Here is a 17,181-nt window from a genome sequence, read left to right on the forward strand (position 1 = left end):
TGCTGATTCGGCCTTCGCGGCAACCGATGCGCGAGGGTCTTTTCATGGGCGGCGGTACCCGTGGCCCTCGGCCGGGGTCCGCCGTCGTGGCGGTCGGAGAGGAGCCTGACGCGTGGCAGCCCGGACGCCGGTGCTCGAGACGTTCCCACCACTGCGCGCCTGGCAGCGCAAGGCGCTGGTGGAGTACCTGCGACGACGCACCGACGACTTCACGGCCGTCGCCACCCCCGGGGCCGGCAAGACCACCTTCGCCCTGCGGATCGCCGCCGAGCTGCTCGCCGACGGCACCGTCGAGGCGGTCACCGTGGTCGCCCCCACCGAGCACCTGAAGACCCAGTGGGCACAGGCGGCGGCCCGGGTCGGCATCCAGCTCGACGCGGCGTTCCGCAACGCCGACCTGCACTCCTCGGCCGACTTCCACGGCGCGGTCATCACGTACGCGCAGGTCGGGATGGCGCCCCAGGTGCACCGGCGGCGCACCATGACCCGGCGCACCCTGGTCATCCTCGACGAGATCCACCATGCCGGCGACTCCCGGACCTGGGGCGACGGGGTGAAGGCGGCGTTCGAGCCCGCCGTGCGCCGGCTGATGCTGACCGGCACGCCGTTCCGCTCCGACGACAACCCGATCCCCTTCGTCACCTACGAGCGGGGCGGCGACGGCCTGCTCCGCTCCCGCGCCGACGCCGTGTACGGCTACTCCGACGCGTTGCGCGACGGCGTGGTCCGGCCGGTGCTCTTCCTGGCGTACTCCGGGGAGACCCGGTGGCGGACGAACGCCGGCGACGAGCTGGCCGCCCGGCTGGGCGAGCCGATGACCCAGGACCTGATCGCGCAGGCCTGGCGTACCGCCCTGGACCCGGCCGGCGACTGGATGCCGCAGGTGCTGCGGGCCGCCGACGCCCGGCTGACCGTGCTGCGCAACGCCGGGATGTCCGACGCCGGCGGGCTGATCATCGCCAGCGACCAGCAGACCGCCCGCTCGTACGCGCGGCTGATCGAGCAGGTGACCGGTGAGAAGGCCGCAGTGGTGCTCTCCGACGACCAGGGGGCCTCCGCCCGGATCGCGACGTTCGCGGAGTCCGGGCAGCGGTGGCTGGTCGCGGTCCGGATGGTCTCCGAGGGCGTCGACATCCCCCGGCTCGCCGTCGGCGTCTACGCCACCAGCGCCAGCACCCCGCTCTACTTCGCCCAGGCCATCGGGCGGTTCGTCCGGGCCCGCCGCCCGGGGGAGACCGCCTCGGTCTTCCTGCCCAGCGTGCCGCACCTGCTCGGGCTGGCCAGCGAGATGGAGGCCGAGCGGGACCACGTGCTCGGCAAGCCGAAGGACCGCGAGGGCTTCGACGACGACCTGCTGGAGCGCGCCCAGCGCGACGACCAGGCCAGCGGCGAGCTGGAGAAGCGGTTCCTGGCCCTCTCCGCCACGGCCGAGCTGGACCAGGTGATCTTCGACGGCGCCTCCTTCGGCACCGCCGCCCAGGCCGGCACCCCCGAGGAGGAGGAGTACCTCGGCCTGCCCGGGCTGCTCACCGCCGACCAGGTCTCCCTGCTGCTCACCAAGCGGCAGGCCGAGCAGTTGGCCGCCCAGCGTCGCCGGACCGCCGAGCGGACCGCTCAGCCGGCCGCTACGGCCACGGCGGCGCCCCCGCCGCCGATGAGCGCGGCCCAGCGTCGGGTGGCGCTACGGCGGCAGCTGAACGCCCTGGTGGCCTCCCGCCACCACCGCACCGGCCTGCCACACGGCAAGATCCACGCCGAGCTGCGCCGCCTCTGCGGCGGCCCGCCGAGCGCCCAGGCCACCATCGAACAGCTAGAGGAACGCATAGCCACGGTCCAAACCCTCTAACTTCACCACCCCCGGGGGTCTTTTGCGGTGACCAAGAGGTTTGCGTCGTCCCGGGACCCCACCCGCGACGCAAACCTCTTGATCCACGCGGCGGGCCGGGGTGGGGTGGGTGGGGGCGGAGTGCCGAAAGCCGGCCGGAGGGGCCCCGTAGGGCACCTCCGGCCGGCTATGTCGGTTTTGGTGTTACGCGTTTTCAGTTCGCCATAAGATCGGCGCCACGCCAGCTGAACTCGGGGTCCGTCGCGAACCGCACGGTGATCTTCACGAGATCCTCCGCGTACTTGTTCGCGTGGTGCCCACAGAACACCAGCTCGCTCCCGCCCGCCAGAGTGATACGGAGCTTGCCGGCAGCGTTGCAGCGGTCGCACCGTTCATCGGCGGCTGGGGGAGCCACCGTCTCGGGCGGCGGCGTGAGGGTCGGGGTCATCGCCTTCCTCCTCTGGTCGTCACCGATGAACAATCTCTTCGGTCGTTGCTCACCTATCGTGCAACACCCAACTCGGGCCCTGCCTTCCCTGTGTGCCCGCGGGGGACCGAGGTCACACATGGCAGCAACAGTGTGCCGTGCACCAAGGGTGCCACGTCAACGATCACAATCGTGCAACCGACCGATCACCATCGGGTGTTGTACGGCTGGTGATCAAACCGACACGCCTGGTTGACGAAACGGCTCAGTCCAGGTAGTCACGGAGTACCTGTGAACGGGACGGGTGACGCAGCTTCGACATCGTCTTGGACTCGATCTGCCGGATCCGCTCCCGGGTCACCCCGTAGACCTGGCCGATCTCGTCCAGCGTACGTGGCTGGCCGTCGGTCAGGCCGAAGCGGAGCCGGACCACGCCCGCCTCGCGCTCGGAGAGCGTCTGGAGCACCTGCTGGAGCTGGTCCTGCAGCAGCGAGAAGGAGACGGCGTCGACCGCGACAACGGCCTCCGAGTCCTCGATGAAGTCGCCGAGCTGGCTGTCGCCCTCGTCACCGATGGTCTGGTCGAGCGAGATGGGCTCCCGGGCGTACTGCTGGATCTCCAGCACCTTTTCCGGTGTGATGTCCATCTCCTTGGCCAGCTCCTCCGGGGTGGGCTCGCGGCCCAGGTCCTGGAGCAACTCGCGCTGGATGCGGCCGAGCTTGTTGATGACCTCGACCATGTGCACCGGGATGCGGATGGTGCGGGCCTGGTCGGCCATGGCCCGGGTGATCGCCTGCCGGATCCACCAGGTGGCGTACGTGGAGAACTTGTAGCCCTTGGTGTAGTCGAACTTCTCGACCGCCCGGATCAGGCCCAGGTTGCCCTCCTGGATCAGGTCCAGGAACGCCATCCCCCGGCCCGTGTACCGCTTGGCCAGCGACACCACCAGCCGGAGGTTGGCCTCCAGCAGGTGGTTCTTCGCCCGCTCGCCGTCCCGGGAGATCCAGCCGAGGTCGCGGACCATCTCGCGGACCAGCTTCTCCTCGCCCTCCTCGGCGGCGCGCAGCCGCTCGGCGGCGTAGAGGCCCGCCTCGATCCGCTTGGCGAGCTCCACCTCCTGCTCGGCGTTGAGCAGGGGCACCTTGCCGATCTGCTTGAGGTACGCCCGGACGGAGTCGGCGGAGGCGGTCAGCTCGGCGTCGCGGCGCGCCTGCTTGAGCGCCTCGGACTCCTCGTCGTCCCACTCGAAGTCGTTGTCGGTGGCGGAGCTCGCGGCGTCGGCCGCGGCGGCCTGGGCCAGCTCGGCCGGCTCCTCGACCACCACGTCCTCGATCTCGGCGGCGAGTTCCTCCGGGTCGATGTCGCCCTCGGCACCCTCGCCCTTGGCCTTGCCGGCGGCCTTGGCGGGCTTGCCGGCGGCCGTGGCGACGGTCGCCTTGGTGGCCCGGGTGGACTTCGCGGCCCTCGCCGGGACGGCCGCCTTGGCGACCGCCTCGGTGGTGGCCTTGCGCGCGGCGACCTTGCGCGCCGGCGGGGGGGCCTCGTCGGCGGCGGCGGCCTGCTTCGGGGCCGGCGCGGCGGCCTTCTTGGTGGTCTTGGCGGTGGTGGCCCGGGACGCCGGGGTGGCCGACCGGGCGGCGGCGACCCGGCGGCGGGGGCCGACCGAGCCGTCCACGACCACGGTCACCCCCGCTTCCGCGAGCGCCCGCAGGATCTTCTTGGCCTGGGCCGGAGTCACCTCGGCGGACTCGACGGTGCGCGCGAGCTGGGCCGACGTGAGCTGGCCACCCGCGCTCTGCGCGTGGGCGATCAGGGTGTCGGTGAGCGAGCGAACGTCGGCGCCGGTCTGGCGGGGTTCTGTCACGAATGACCTTCCGGAGGCGAAGAGCGAGCACGGCCGGGTTGTCCGGCGCAGCACGGTGCACGGTGCCGGACGATGTGGTTGAGGAACCCCCGTGTCCCGGGCCGGCCGGTCGTCGGCGGTCCGTGGCGCGTGGGCAGGGGTGAATTGTAACGCCGTCTGCGGCGATCATCCTGCGCCGCACGGCGTACCAACGATCGGGACCGCCGATTCGACGTAGATGTGGACTTTGTAAGGAGGATACCGGCGCGCGAAGGGGGGTTCCACCTGTCGAGGCCGGCGGAGAGTGGGCTGCGCCCGAACTGCCGGTTGAACAGCCAGTACCAGGCCGGCACGGTGGCGGCGAGGTCGAGGGCGAGGATCGTGATCGCCCGGCCGTTCGAGTCCCGCCAGAGCCCGACTGGTCGCCCGCCCTGCGAGGCTTGGTGCGACGGTCGCGGGTGGGCCGCGGTGGTGTGGGCGGGCGCGGGCGGGCGCGGGCGCCACGGACCGGGAGGTGGGCACGTGACGGACAATACCAACTGCGACCGGACGTATCGGTCAAACTCTGCCCTAAAGGTGCAAGGAAGGGCGACGGCGCGGTCACTGCACCCGTTGCCAGGATAGTGACCGCGCCGACGATTAGCGGTGCGTCATGTTGCTCGAATCGATTGCTCGAGCAGATTTGTCAGCTTCAGTCGATGTAATCGTTCATCAGGTTGTTGCACCATTCGACGCCACCGCTCACTAGGGTGCAGGCCTTCCAGTGGATGACGGCGCGTGCGACGTTGTTGGACTCAATGCTGAAGGTCTCCTCGTTCCCCGCCCCGTCCGGCAAAGTGTAATTGCCGGTCCGAGCGCCACTCCAGTAGACCTTGATCCGGGTGCCATCCGCGACCCGGTCCTTGACCGTAAAGGAGTTGCGCTGGGGGATACAGCAAGCACCACTGTTGAACCACACCTCACCATAAATCTTGGTCTGGTTGCCGTAGTACGCGTACTGGTGCGTTGTGGCGGCGCTGGCTGCGGTCCCCGTTCCGAGGATCGCCGCCAGCGCCACTCCGGCGCCGACGGCAGTCCTTTTCCCCCACAGTTGAGCATTCTCGAGCCGCGTCTCTGCCACTTCATCCCCGTTTCTCGAGTTGTCTGCCAGGTTGGCATCGGGCATCAACTAGTGATGATCGAGACCGTACTCTGCATACTCGAATGTGTCAATGCATAGGCCTGTATCGCTCTGGCGTGGGAGGTTGATGCCGGTGGCGGTGGTCAGGCAGCCGGCATGGTGTTCGTTGCGGCCGTGACCGTTACTGCGGTCGATTCCGGTACGGGGTGGTCGGCCTATTGTCCATCGGTCAGGCGAGCAGCGGTGTCATGCTCTGCGGGAGGCTTGCCCAGTTGGCTATGCGGGGCAGTGAATGGTCGCGCCGTCGCTGCCTGCCCGCGGCGAGCAGAGTGACCGGGTGTCACCGCGTCGCTAACCGCGTGAGACTCAACGCCGTGGCGTCGTCCAGTCCCGCCGGACCGGCGTTCGGTGTCACGGCGGGGATGGTCAATGATGAGACAGCGGGCGCGTTTCCTCCAGGACTTCACATGGCGTCGACAACCGTTGATCTTCGAAGACCTGGCCGGTCATCCATTCACGCGGCCGGCGTGCGGGAAGGGAGCGAACCATGACCAGTTTGGCGCCGACGCCTCAGGAACTTCTCAAGATCGCGATCGACGCGGCTCGGGACGCGGCGGGCACCGCGTACCGGATGCGCGCCGAGGGGGTCTTCGTCGCCGCGACCAAGTCCACCGTCACCGACGTGGTGACCGCCGCCGACCGGGCCGTCGAGCGGCAGGTGGTCGACGCGCTGCGCCGGGTCCGCCCCGACGACGCGGTGCTCGGCGAGGAGTACGGCGCGGGCGACGGCGCCCCGGCGGCCGGCGCGGCCCGGGTGCGCTGGATCGTCGACCCGATCGACGGCACCGTCAACTACCTCTACGGGCTGCCGTACTGCGCGGTGTCGCTGGCCGCCGAGGTGGACGGCGAGGTGGTCGCGGGCGTGGTGCGCAACGTGGCGACCGGCGAGGAGTGGACGGCGACCGCCGGTGGCGGCGCGTACCGCGGCGGGAGGCGGCTGCGCTGCTCGGGCGAGACCGACCTGGGCCAGGCGCTGGTCGCCACCGGGTTCGGCTACGACGCCGGGCGGCGGGCGCACCAGGCCCGGGTGCTCGCCGAGCTGATCCCGCACGTGCGGGACATCCGCCGGCAGGGCGCCGCGGCCCTGGATCTCTGCCTGGTCGCCGAGGGCCGGCTGGACGCGTACTACGAGAAGGGGCTGGCCGCCTGGGACCAGGCGGCGGGGGCGCTGGTCGCCACCGAGGCCGGGCTGCGGGTCGGTGGGCTGGGCGGGCGGGCCGCCGGGCCGGACCTGGTGATCGCCGCCCCGCCGGCGTTGTTCGGGCCGCTGCACGACCGGCTGGCCGCCCTGGACGCCTCGGGCGGGCCCTGACCGCCGCCCGGCCCGCCGTCGCCCCGTGGCGGGCCCTGAGCGGGCCGCCGCGTCCGGTGGATGGTCGGGCGTCCGTCAGGGCCCGGCGGGCGGGCGGCGGCCGGGGTCAGCGGGTCACTTGTCGACGGGCATCGGGCACGAGCCGGGCGGCGCGACCGGGGCGCCCAGATCGCCGAGGGACTGGTTCACCTCGGTGGTGGTGGCCAGCTGCTGGAAGCTGTTGCCCAGCACCACGTCGACGGTGTCGTCCTTGCGCTTGGCGTCGTACCCGTCCTTGGCGTTGTTGAGGAAGTACGCGCGCAGCAGGTGCGCGGAGCCGACGCCCTTCGGGCCGTACCGGAGGATGGCGACGTCGTCGATCTGCTTCTTCTCGGTGGCGGTCTTCTTGACCTGGAACTGCCGGTTGCTGAACTCGTCGGCGACCTGGGAGGCGAGGCCGGGCCGGTCCGTGCCGTTGAGTACGTTGATCTTCACGTCCTTGCGTTCGCGCAGGGTGACGTCCGCGAGCGGGGCGTCCTCGGGACAGCCGCCGGCCAGCCCGGCCTCGCCCTGGGTGTCGCGGACCACGGCGACGACCACGAAGACTAGGGCGACGACCGCCAGCAGACCGACGACAACGAGTGCTCGCACTCGCGCAAAACTCATCTGGGCGCTCCCGGACGATGGGTGGGTGGCGGCGGCCGTCGGCGGTCGGGCCGTCCCGCCGGCCGTCGAGTACGCCGCTGAGGTTAACGGTTGTCCGGCGGTCGCGTGGAAACAGTCCGACATGCCGGCGCGCCAACCGGGAAGCGGGTACTACTACCCCTATCTTCGTGTCGCCTGAGTCACATTGGGAACAACTTCGACGGCTGGGGCGTACATCTGAGCCACGAGGGCGGTATACATGCCTCGCCCAGAGGGGGGTAAGGTACCGCGCTCGCTGGGGGAGTTCCTTTGGCGACCCCGTCCCGACCGGCCGTCGGGTCGGGTGACCGACACAAATTGGTGGCCGGCCAGCGGAACCGAAACAGCGTCGTCCGGCGTTACAACCGGAAGCGACCATATCGATATGGGAGAGTGAAACCGATGGCCACCGACTACGACGCCCCGCGTCGCGACGAGGTCGACCTCGGCGAGGACAGCCTGGAAGAGCTCAAGGCCCGGCGGGTCGACTCACAGTCGGGCGCCGTGGACGTCGACGAGGCAGAGGTGGCCGAGAGCTTCGAGCTTCCCGGTGCCGACCTGGCCGACGAAGAGCTCACGGTCAAGGTGCTACCGATGCAGCAGGACGAGTTCCGGTGCGCCCGCTGCTTCCTGGTCCACCACCGCAGCCAGCTGGCGGTCGAGCGCAACGGTGAGTTGATCTGCCGCGAATGCGTCTGACCTCGACGCGGCATCCCGGCGGCGGCCTCCTTGACGAGGCCGCCGCGGGGAGAGCCGCCATCTCACGTACGCCCGCCAACGCCCCGCCCGCGCACGGCGCCGCCGTGCGCCGGTAGCGGGGAACTGCTTGACTCGTCTCGGCAGCTTCCACCCAGACGGACCGGGGAGGTCGACGCATGGGCGAGCGCAGCGACGACGGCACGGGCGGTCGCCCGGTCACCGGCGGCCCCACCACGCCTGACGTCGACGAGCCCGGCGGGTCCGGGCGTCCGGGGGCGGGCCCCGGGGCGGGCCGACCCGGCGGGACGGCACCCGGCGCCGACGACCGGGGCCGGGCCGGCAGGGACAGCGGGGACGGGCCGACCGGCGGTGCGGAGCCGACCGGCGGGGACGGGCCGACCGGCGGTGGGGCCGAACTCGGCGCCACCGTGGCCGCGCTCACCGCCGACGACATCGAGCCGGCCCGGCGGCGACAGTTGTTGACCCGGCTCGTCGGGCAGGTCCGCGTCCGGGGGCTGGCCGACCTGTTCAAGCCGAGGGCCGCCGTGCGGTGGATGACCGACGCCGTCGCCGAGATCGCCCCGCACGTGCCGGTCCGTGACCTGGCCACCCTGCGCCGGCACTTCCCCGGTCTGGACGACGAGGCGCTGGCCGACCGGCTGGTCCGCAACGCCGCCCGGACGACCGCCGGGATCGGCGCGGCCGGCGGTGGGGTCGCGGCCGTGGAGTGGACCGTCGCCCCCACGCTTCTTTCCGCGCCGGTGCTGCTGGCCGCCGAGACGGTCGCGGTCGTGGCCGTCGAGCTGAAGCTGATCGGCGAGCTGCACGAGGTGTACGGTGCCCCGCTGCCCATCGGCGGCAGCCAGCGGGCGGTGGCCGTGGTCCAGTCCTGGGCCAGCCAGCGCGGGATCAACCCGATGCTGCCCGGGGTGGGCGTCGGCGCGGTGCTCGGCACGGCGGCTCGCAAGGAACTGCGGGACACCCTGCTCAAGCGGTTCGGCCGCAACCTGACCACGCTCGGCCCGTTCCTGACCGGGGCGGTGGTGGCCAGCTACCTCAACCGGCGGGCCACCCGCTCCCTCGCCGGTGAGCTCCGCGCCGACCTGCGCCGGCAGCGCCGGACGCTGCCTGGCGGAGGGCGCACCCCACCCGCGCTGCCCTGAACCCCGCGCTGCCCTGAACCCCGCGATGCCCTGAAGCCCGCGCGGCTCAGGCGGCGGCGCGGGCGGCGAGGAGCGCCGCGGCGAGGCGTACCGGGTCGCGGGTGCTGATCACCCAGAACGGGGTGGGGTCGGCGGGGTCGTCGAGCACCACCTGCACCGCCCCGGCGATCCACGGGCGCTGGACCACGAAGGCGAGCGGGTCGGCCCCGACGCCGAGCACCTCGCGGCGGCCTGCGGCGTCCAGCGCGACGGCGTCGGCCACGAACCGCACCGGCAGCCGGGCGTCGTCGACCCGCAGCTCCCCGTCGGCCACCGCGACCCGGATCCGCCCCAGCCACCACAGGACGGCCGCCGCCGCCGGCAGCAGCACCACGAACGGCAGCCAGCCGCGCACCCCCGTCGCGCCCATCCACAGCTCCACGGCGAGGAAGCCGCCGAGCGCCAGGCCGGCCAGCCAGGCCCACCAGGGCAGGCCGAGCCGCTCCGCGTAGGCGGTGGTCAAGGTGGCGGCGGGCGGCGAGGACGGCGATCGGCTCACTCCTGCCAGGGTACGGCGCACGACGGGCGGCCGACCCGGCAGGATGGCAGGGGCACCCCACGAACCGGACGGAAGAAGGAGATCGTGACCGACGACGTACCCGTGCCCGTACGGCAGCTCGACCCGGAGCTGCCGCTGCCGGCGTACGCCCATCCCGGCGATGCCGGGGCCGACCTGATGTCCGCGGCGGACATGGAGCTGCCCCCCGGCGGGCGTGCCCTGGTCCCCACCGGCGTGGCGATCGCCCTCCCGGAGGGCTACGTCGGTCTGGTGCACCCCCGCTCCGGCCTGGCGGCCAGGCTCGGCGTGACGGTGCTCAACGCGCCCGGTACGGTCGACGCCGGCTACCGGGGTGAGATCCTCGTCAACCTGATCAATCATGATCGGGAGGCGCCGGCGAAGATCTCCCGTGGCGATCGGATCGCGCAGCTCGTTGTCCAGCGGGTGGAGCGGGTCGATTTCCGGCCGGCGGCCGAGCTGCCGCCGTCCCGCCGGGGCGCCGGCGGGCACGGCTCGACCGGTGGACACGCCGGGCTCGTCCCGCCGCCGGCGGACCGGGCCGGCGGCCAGTCGGAAGAGGTGGCAGGGTGAGTGCGAACAGCGGAGGGCGGGCGCAGTGATCTTCTCCCGAAAGCGGGCCGGTGGCGGTCGGCAGGGCCGTGACGAGCGGGCCACCGAGGTCCTGGACGGGCACGACGCCGAGGGCTCGTCGGGGCCGGAACGCGGCCCGTACGACGTCGCCGAGGCCCCGGACGGGGTGCAGCGGCTCGACCTGGGCAGCCTCCAGATTCCGGCGGTGGCCGACGTCGAGGTGCGCGTGCAGGCCGACCCGCAGGGCGTGATCCAGCAGGTCGTCCTCGTGCACGGCGAGAGCGCCCTGCAACTCGGTGTCTTCGCCGCGCCCCGCTCCGAGGGCATCTGGGACGAGGTACGCGAGGAGATCCGCCAGTCCCTGTTCAACGACGGCGTGGCGGCTCAGGAGGTGCAGGGCGAGTACGGCCCCGAGCTGCGCGCCCGGGTGCGCACCCCGGACGGCCTGACCGACCTGCGGTTCGTCGGCGTGGACGGCCCGCGCTGGATGGTCCGGGGCGTCTACCAGGGCGCCGCCGCCACCGACCCGGCCACCGCCGGCCCGCTGGCCGAGTGCCTGGACGGGCTGGTCGTCGACCGCGGCCAGGAGGCCAAGCCGGTGCGCGAGCCGCTGCCGCTGCGGCTGCCCCGCGAGGTCGCCGACCAGGCCGGCGAGGGTGACCCCGGCGCCCCGGGCCCGATCGGGGCCTGACCGGCGTCCCTCCGAGCCCGGGCCGGCCCGTCGGCGCGCTGCCGGCGGCCCGTCCCGGGCGGCCGGGTGGTCCCCCCGGTACGCCGCGCGGCGTACGCTGGCGGGACGGCCCGGCACGCTCGGGGCCGCACCGGTGCCGACGCGTGCCGGCCGGCGGAGGAGAGGGTGACGCGGAGGTCATGACGACCGACGAGGGCAGCAGGGTGTCGCTGCGGCGGCTCCTGCACCGGCTCACCGCGAGCGAGGCCGAGATCGAGGCGCAGGAGCTGCGCCGGGAGAGCGCGCAGTCCGGCGGCACGCCGGCCCGGCAGTGCACGCGCGGCCAGGTGGTCTCGGTCACCGGCCGGTTGCGTACCGTGGTCTACACTCCGCGGACGAACCTGCCCACGCTGGAGGCCGACCTGTACGACGGCAGCGACGTGGTGACCCTGGTCTGGCTCGGCCGGCGACACATCGCCGGCATCGAGCCGGGGCGCCACCTGACCGCCCGTGGACGGGTGGCGGTGCGGGACGACCGCAAGGTCATCTACAACCCGTACTACGAGCTGGAGTCGCCGAAGTGACGGCGCGGACGCCGGGAACGGGAGAGACGCGATGACCACCGGACAGCACCGGGCGACCGAACCGGGAACCGGCCCGGAGGACTCCGAGCAGCTGCCGAGCCTCGCCGAGCAGATGGCCGACCAGCTCGGCGGCTGGCGCGGGCTGGTCGAGTCCAGCATCCCGGTGGTGGTCTTCGTGATCGCCAACATCATCGGCGAGCTGCGCCCCGCGGTGATCGCCTCGGTGGCCGTGGCCCTGCTCATCGCCGGGCTGCGGCTGGCCCAGCGCCGGCCGGTGCGGCACGCGGTCAACGGCCTCGTCGGCGTCGGCATCGGCGCGGCGATCGCCTGGCGCACCGGCGACGAGCGCGACTTCTACCTGCCGGGCATCCTGTACGGCATCGGGTACGGCCTGGCTCTGCTGGCGTCGGCGGCGATCCGGCAGCCCCTGGTGGGCTGGATCTGGTCGGTGCTGGTGGCCAAGGGGCGCTCGGAGTGGCGGGACGACCCACGCCTGGTGCGCACCTTCACCCAGCTCACCGTGCTCTGGGGCGTGGTGTGGCTGGCCAAGGTCGGCGTGCAGGCCGGGCTCTACCTCGCCCACCAGGACACCGCGCTCGGCGTCGCCCGGCTGGCCCTGGGCTACCCGCCGTACGCGCTGCTGTTGCTGATCACGGTGTGGACGGTACGCCGGGTGACCCGCGAGACCGCCCCGGAGCCGCTGCCCGGCGCCTGAGCCGCCCGCGACCCGCGCCGGCGGGACCCTGGCCCCGAGAACCCGCCGGCCGCCCCGCTCGGCCCCCCAGAGAGCCCGCTCAGCCCGCGCTGCGGGTCCGCTCGACGCTGTCCGGGCCCAGGATCACCACGCGGACGTCGTCCTCCACCTCGGCGGTGCAGACGAAGACCAGCTCGTCGCCGGCCTCGATCGGGTCGTCGGGGCTGGGCACCAGCACCCGTTTGCCGCGCAGGATCGCCACCAGCGCGGCGTCCCGGGGGATCGGCACCGCGTGGATCGGCTGCCCCACGTACGGGGCGGTCGGCGGCAGGGTGATCTCCACCAGGTTCGCCTCGCCCTGGCGGAACGTCATCAGCCGCACCAGGTCGCCGACGGTGACCGCCTCCTCGACCAGGGCCGCCATCACCCGCGGCTTGCTCACCGAGACGTCGACGCCCCACTGCTCGGTGAACAGCCACTCGTTCTCGGCCCGGTTGACCCGGGCCACCACCCGGGGCACCGCGAACTCGGTCTTCGCCAGCAGCGACACCACCAGGTTGACCTTGTCGTCCCCGGTCGCCGCGACCACCACGTCGCAGCCGGCGATGTTGGCCTCCTCCAGGCTGGCCAGCTCGCACGCGTCGGCGAGCACCCAGTCGGCGGCGGGCACCCGGTCCGGCCGCAGCATCCGGGGCTGGCGCTCGATCAGCATCACCTGGTGGCCGTTGTCGATCAGCTCCTGGGCGATCGAGCGGCCCACGTTGCCGGCGCCGGCGATGGCGATCCGCATCTTCAGTGCGCTCCTTCCGGCGGGCTGCCCGCCACCGACGTGACCGACGCCACGATGTCGTCGGTGACCAGCATGAAGACCTGGTCGCCCTCCTGTACGGCGGTGGACCCGGTGGGCAGCGTGCCGATGCCGAAGCGGGTCAGGTACGCCACCCGCGTGCCGGCCGCCTCCTCCAGGGCCCGCAGCGGCCGGCCGATCCAGTCCTTGTGCACCGGCACCTCGACGATCGAGACGGTGCTGGTCGGGTCCCGGAAGACCTCGACGTTGCCCTCGGGGACGAGGTGCCGCAGCATCCGTTCGGCGGTCCACCGCACGGTGGCCACGGTGGGGATGCCCAGCCGCTCGTAGACCTGGGCCCGGCGCTGGTCGTAGATCCGGGCGGCCACCCGGGAGACGCCGAACGTCTCGCGGGCCAGCCGGGCCGAGATGATGTTGGAGTTGTCGCCGCTGGAGACCGCGGCGAAGGCGTCCGCCCGCTCGATGCCGGCCTCCCGGAGCACCTCGCCGTCGAAGCCCGCCCCGGTGACGGTGACGCCGGCGAAGTCCGGGCTGAGCCGGCGGAACGCGTCGGCGTCCTGGTCGATCACCGCCACCGAGTGCCCCCGGGACTCCAGGCTCTGGGCCAGGGTCGAGCCGACCCGGCCGCACCCCATGATCACGACATGCACGGTGTCCCTCCCAAGGTGCGCGCACCCGCCGGTGACCTGTCGACTGCGAGCCTGCCACGTCCGGGTCACCGGCGGGGCACGACGGTACCGCGCCCGGTCCCCACCCCACGCTCAGCCACCCCGGGCGACAGCGGGACGGTGGTCGTACCCTTAGCGCTTGTGGCCAGTCCCACCTCGCTGCTGAAGCGGCTGCTCGTCGGTCGACCGTTCCGGTCCGACCGGCTCCAGCACACCCTCCTGCCGAAGCGCATCGCGCTGCCCGTCTTCGCCTCCGACGCGCTGTCCAGCGTCGCGTACGCCCCGGACGAGATCCTGCTGACGCTGTCCATCGCGGGCGCGTCGGCGTTCTTCTTCTCGCCGTGGATCGCCCTCGCGGTGGTCGTGGTGATGCTGACGGTGGTGGCCAGCTACCGGCAGAACGTGCACGCCTACCCCTCGGGCGGCGGCGACTACGAGGTGGCCACGGTCAACCTCGGCCCCCGGGCCGGCCTCGCGGTGGCCAGCGCCCTGCTGGTCGACTACGTGCTCACCGTCGCCGTGTCGGTCTCCTCCGGGGTGGCCAACCTGGGCTCGGTGGTGCCGTTCGTGGCCACCCACAAGGTGCTCGTCGCGGTCAGCGCGGTGGTGGTGCTCACCGCGATGAACCTGCGCGGCCTGCGTGAGTCCGGCACCGCGTTCGCCATCCCGACGTACGGCTTCGTGATCGTGATCGGCGGGATGATCCTCACCGGCCTGGTCCGGGTCTTCGTCCTCGGCGACGACCTGCGCGCCCCGAGCGCCGGCCTGGAGATCCAGGCCGAGCACAGCGTCACCGGGTTCGCCCTGGTCTTCCTGCTGCTGCGCACCTTCTCCTCCGGCTGCGCCGCGCTCACCGGCGTGGAGGCGATCTCCAACGGGGTGCCGGCGTTCAAGACGCCGAAGAGCCGCAACGCCGCCACCACCCTGCTGCTGCTCGGCACCATCTCGGTGGGCATGCTGGTCGGCATCATCTGGCTGGCCCGGCTGACCAGGCTCCAGTTCGTCGAGGACCCGGTGCAGCAGATCCTCTCCGGCCCGGACGGGTACGTGCAGAAGACCGTCACCGCCCAGCTCGGCGAGACGGTGTTCGGCTCCGGGTCGGTGCTGCTGTACGTGGTCGCCGGGATGACCGCGCTGATCCTCTTCCTGGCCGCGAACACCGCGTTCAACGGCTTCCCGGTGCTCGGCTCGATCCTCGCCCAGGACCGCTACCTGCCCCGGCAGCTACACACCCGGGGCGACCGGCTGGCGTTCTCCAACGGCATCGTCTTCCTGGCCGTCTTCGCCGTGGTGCTGATCGTCGGCTTCCAGGCCGAGGTGACGAAGCTGATCCAGCTCTACATCGTCGGCGTCTTCGTCTCGTTCACGCTCTCCCAGGCCGGCATGATCCGGCACTGGAACCGGCACCTGCGCACCGAGCGGGACGTCCAGGCCCGGCGTCGGATGATCCGGTCCCGGGCGATCAACACCTTCGGCATGGCGATGACGGGCGGGGTGCTGGTCGTCGTGCTGCTCACCAAGTTCCTGCTCGGCGCGTGGATCGCCATCGTCGCGATGGCGCTGATCTACGTGCTGATGCTGGCCATCCGGCGGCACTACGACCGGGTCGCCGCCGAGCTGGAGCCGACCGAGGCCCGGGGCGTGCTGCCCGCCCGCAACCACGCCATCGTGCTGGTCAGCAAGCTGCACCAGCCGACCCTGCGGGCCGTCGCGTACGCCCGGGCCACCCGGCCGGACACGCTGACCGCGGTGACGGTGAACGTCGACGACAAGGACACCCGGGACCTCCAGGCCGACTGGGAGCGGCGGGAGCTGCCGGTGCCGCTCACCGTGATCGACTCGCCGTACCGGGAGATCACCCGGCCGATCCTCGACTTCGTGGCCAACACCCGCCGGGAGTCGCCGCGCGACGTGGTCACCGTCTTCATCCCCGAGTACGTGGTGGGCCGCTGGTGGGAGAACCTGTTGCACAACCAGAGCGCGCTGCGCCTGAAGGGCCGGCTGCTGTTCGAACCGGGCGTGATGGTGACCAGCGTCCCGTGGCAGCTCGCCTCCACCGCCGGCAAGAACCTCGACCGGCTGGACGCGACCCTGAGCCGGGGCCCCGCCCGGGGCCCCCGGGTCGCCCCGCGCAGCACCCTGCCGCCACCGGTGGCGCCGGTGGTCCCGGCCCCGCCCGGCGAGAGCGGCCCGACCGAGGGGAGCCAGCGATGACCGCACCGGTGGACGACGGCGACGACCGGCGGGGCCCGGGGGAGACCGGGCCGGCCGGTGGCGACCGGCGCGGGCTGGAGGAGGCCGAGCGGGTCGAGCTGACCGTCGACGCGGTCGCGCCCGGCGGGCACTGCGTGGCCCGGGTGAACGGCCAGGTGGTGTTCGTCCGGCACGCGCTGCCCGGGGAGCGGGTGGTCGCCGAGGTGACCGAGGTGCACCGGGGGTTCGTCCGGGCCGACGCGGTGACGGTGCTCGACGCCGCCCCGGAGCGGGTCGAGCCGCCCTGCCCGTACGCGCGGCCGGGCCGCTGCGGCGGCTGCGACCTCCAGCACGTCGCGCCGCAGGCCCAGCTCGACTGGAAGACGGCGGTGGTACGCGAGCAGCTCAGCCGGCTCGCCGGACTCACCGACGCCGAGATCGACCGGCTCGGAGTCCGGATCGCGGCGCTGCCCGGCGGGCCGCTCGGCTGGCGCTCCCGGGTCCGGTACGCGGTGGACGCCACCGGCCGGGCCGGGCTGCTCAAGCACCGCTCGCACGAGGTGGTGCCGGTCGACCGCTGCCTGATCGCCCATCCGGCGATCCAGGAGCTGCCGGTGCTCGCCCCGAGCGGGGCCCGCTGGCCGGCGGCGGACGCGGTGGAGACGGTGGCCTCCACCGGCGGCGACGTCGCCGTCACCGCCCTGGCCGACGGCCTGCCCACGCCGGTCGACGGGCCGACGGCGGTGCGCGAGGTGGCCGCCGGCCGGGAGTGGACGCTGCCCGCGTCCGGCTTCTGGCAGGTGCACCCGGCGGCGGCGGACACCCTGGTCGACGCCGTGCTCGACCTGCTCGACCCGAGGCCGGGCGAGTCGGCCTGGGACCTGTACGGCGGGGCGGGGCTGTTCGCCGCCGCGCTGGCCGGCCGGGTCGGCCCGGACGCCCGGATCACCGTCGTCGAGTCCGCCGCGTCCGGCGTCGCCGCCGCCCGGGAGAACCTGCGGGACCTGCCCCAGGTCGAGGTGGTGGCGGCCCGGGTGGAGACCGCGCTGGCCCGCCGCCGGATCACCGGACCGGTGGACCTGGTGGTGCTGGACCCGCCGCGCACCGGGGCGGGCGCGCAGGTGGTGCGCGACGTGCTGGCCGCCGCCCCGCGCGCGGTGGCGTACGTGGCCTGCGACCCGGCCGCCTTCGCCCGGGACGTGCGCACGTTCGCCGGGGCCCGGTGGCGGCTGGCGGAGCTGCGGGGCTTCGACCTGTTCCCGATGACCCAGCACGTCGAGCTGGTCGGGCTGCTGCTGCCCCCGGCCGTCGGGAGGTAGCGGC

General features: G+C 73.0%; 17 protein-coding genes and 1 pseudogene. 10 read left to right on the forward strand and 8 right to left on the reverse strand.

What is annotated here, in order from left to right; translation table 11 throughout:
- The first annotated feature begins 112 nt into the window (after positions 1-112).
- Entirely contained in the window at positions 113-1,846 is a 1,734-nt protein-coding gene (locus C5N14_RS07110) for a DEAD/DEAH box helicase (protein ID WP_117666640.1), read from the forward strand.
- Positions 1,847-2,039: 193 nt separating this feature from the next.
- On the opposite strand, the gene C5N14_RS07115 is transcribed toward C5N14_RS07110, so the two are convergent.
- The 4 genes and pseudogenes from C5N14_RS07115 to C5N14_RS07130 all read right to left on the reverse strand — a co-directional run bounded on the left by C5N14_RS07115 (position 2,040) and on the right by C5N14_RS07130 (position 5,260).
- Complete coding sequence (locus C5N14_RS07115) at positions 2,040-2,273, reverse strand: hypothetical protein (RefSeq protein WP_074474066.1); 234 nt, start codon at positions 2,271-2,273, stop codon at positions 2,040-2,042.
- A gap of 244 nt (positions 2,274-2,517) precedes the next feature.
- Positions 2,518-4,116, reverse strand: a complete 1,599-nt coding sequence (locus tag C5N14_RS07120; protein ID WP_117666642.1) for an RNA polymerase sigma factor — start codon at positions 4,114-4,116, stop codon at positions 2,518-2,520.
- Between the two features lie 269 nt (positions 4,117-4,385).
- Positions 4,386-4,650 (reverse strand): annotated as a pseudogene (locus tag C5N14_RS34115) (hypothetical protein); the annotation flags it as partial.
- A 136-nt stretch (positions 4,651-4,786) separates the two neighbouring features.
- Complete coding sequence (locus C5N14_RS07130; RefSeq protein WP_128763525.1) at positions 4,787-5,260, reverse strand: hypothetical protein; 474 nt, start codon at positions 5,258-5,260, stop codon at positions 4,787-4,789.
- 502 nt (positions 5,261-5,762) lie between these two features.
- On the opposite strand from C5N14_RS07130, the gene C5N14_RS07135 reads away from it, so the two are divergent.
- A complete protein-coding gene (locus C5N14_RS07135; RefSeq protein ID WP_117666648.1) occupies positions 5,763-6,587 on the forward strand; it encodes an inositol monophosphatase family protein in 825 nt (274 codons plus the stop codon).
- Between the two features lie 114 nt (positions 6,588-6,701).
- Here the strand turns inward: C5N14_RS07135 and C5N14_RS07140 are convergent, their stop codons facing one another.
- On the reverse strand, positions 6,702-7,217 hold the full coding sequence (locus tag C5N14_RS07140) for a LytR C-terminal domain-containing protein (protein ID WP_207892626.1): 516 nt from the start codon (positions 7,215-7,217) through the stop codon (positions 6,702-6,704).
- A gap of 435 nt (positions 7,218-7,652) precedes the next feature.
- Between C5N14_RS07140 and C5N14_RS07145 the strand changes: the two genes are divergently transcribed.
- Positions 7,653-7,949, forward strand: a complete 297-nt coding sequence (locus C5N14_RS07145) for a DUF4193 domain-containing protein (protein WP_007075406.1) — start codon at positions 7,653-7,655, stop codon at positions 7,947-7,949.
- Between the two features lie 176 nt (positions 7,950-8,125).
- Positions 8,126-9,112, forward strand: coding sequence for a hypothetical protein (locus C5N14_RS07150; RefSeq protein WP_243639232.1), 987 nt, complete (start codon positions 8,126-8,128; stop codon positions 9,110-9,112).
- 46 nt (positions 9,113-9,158) lie between these two features.
- Here C5N14_RS07150 and C5N14_RS07155 read toward each other — a convergent pair whose 3' ends face one another.
- Positions 9,159-9,650, reverse strand: coding sequence for a DUF3093 domain-containing protein (locus C5N14_RS07155; protein ID WP_117666652.1), 492 nt, complete (start codon positions 9,648-9,650; stop codon positions 9,159-9,161).
- 84 nt (positions 9,651-9,734) lie between these two features.
- On the opposite strand from C5N14_RS07155, the gene dut reads away from it, so the two are divergent.
- From dut to C5N14_RS07175, 4 genes are all read left to right on the forward strand, one after another.
- Positions 9,735-10,241, forward strand: a complete 507-nt coding sequence (gene dut / locus C5N14_RS07160) for a dUTP diphosphatase (protein WP_117666654.1) — start codon at positions 9,735-9,737, stop codon at positions 10,239-10,241.
- A gap of 25 nt (positions 10,242-10,266) precedes the next feature.
- Entirely contained in the window at positions 10,267-10,932 is a 666-nt protein-coding gene (locus C5N14_RS07165; protein ID WP_117666656.1) for a DUF3710 domain-containing protein, read from the forward strand.
- A gap of 179 nt (positions 10,933-11,111) precedes the next feature.
- Positions 11,112-11,495 (forward strand): OB-fold nucleic acid binding domain-containing protein, encoded by a 384-nt coding sequence (locus tag C5N14_RS07170; RefSeq protein ID WP_117666658.1) that lies wholly within the window; start codon positions 11,112-11,114, stop codon positions 11,493-11,495.
- A gap of 31 nt (positions 11,496-11,526) precedes the next feature.
- Positions 11,527-12,210 carry a DUF3159 domain-containing protein gene (locus tag C5N14_RS07175; protein ID WP_117666660.1) on the forward strand — a complete coding sequence of 228 codons (684 nt, stop codon included), beginning with the start codon at positions 11,527-11,529 and terminating at the stop codon, positions 12,208-12,210.
- A 79-nt stretch (positions 12,211-12,289) separates the two neighbouring features.
- Here C5N14_RS07175 and C5N14_RS07180 read toward each other — a convergent pair whose 3' ends face one another.
- Positions 12,290-12,979, reverse strand: a complete 690-nt coding sequence (locus C5N14_RS07180; RefSeq protein WP_117666662.1) for a TrkA family potassium uptake protein — start codon at positions 12,977-12,979, stop codon at positions 12,290-12,292.
- 2 nt (positions 12,980-12,981) lie between these two features.
- A complete protein-coding gene (locus C5N14_RS07185; protein WP_117666664.1) occupies positions 12,982-13,647 on the reverse strand; it encodes a TrkA family potassium uptake protein in 666 nt (221 codons plus the stop codon).
- A gap of 159 nt (positions 13,648-13,806) precedes the next feature.
- On the opposite strand from C5N14_RS07185, the gene C5N14_RS07190 reads away from it, so the two are divergent.
- The gene (locus C5N14_RS07190) at positions 13,807-15,879 is read left to right on the forward strand and encodes an APC family permease (RefSeq protein WP_117666666.1); all 2,073 of its coding nucleotides are present in this window, start codon (positions 13,807-13,809) and stop codon (positions 15,877-15,879) included.
- On the forward strand, positions 15,876-17,177 hold the full coding sequence (locus C5N14_RS07195; protein ID WP_117666669.1) for a class I SAM-dependent RNA methyltransferase: 1,302 nt from the start codon (positions 15,876-15,878) through the stop codon (positions 17,175-17,177). Before C5N14_RS07190 ends, C5N14_RS07195 begins: the two co-directional genes overlap by 4 nt.
- Positions 17,178-17,181 lie beyond the last annotated feature (4 nt).

It is taken from the genome of Micromonospora sp. MW-13 (genome assembly GCF_003434305.1).
Taxonomy (GTDB): Bacteria; Actinomycetota; Actinomycetes; order Mycobacteriales; family Micromonosporaceae; genus Micromonospora.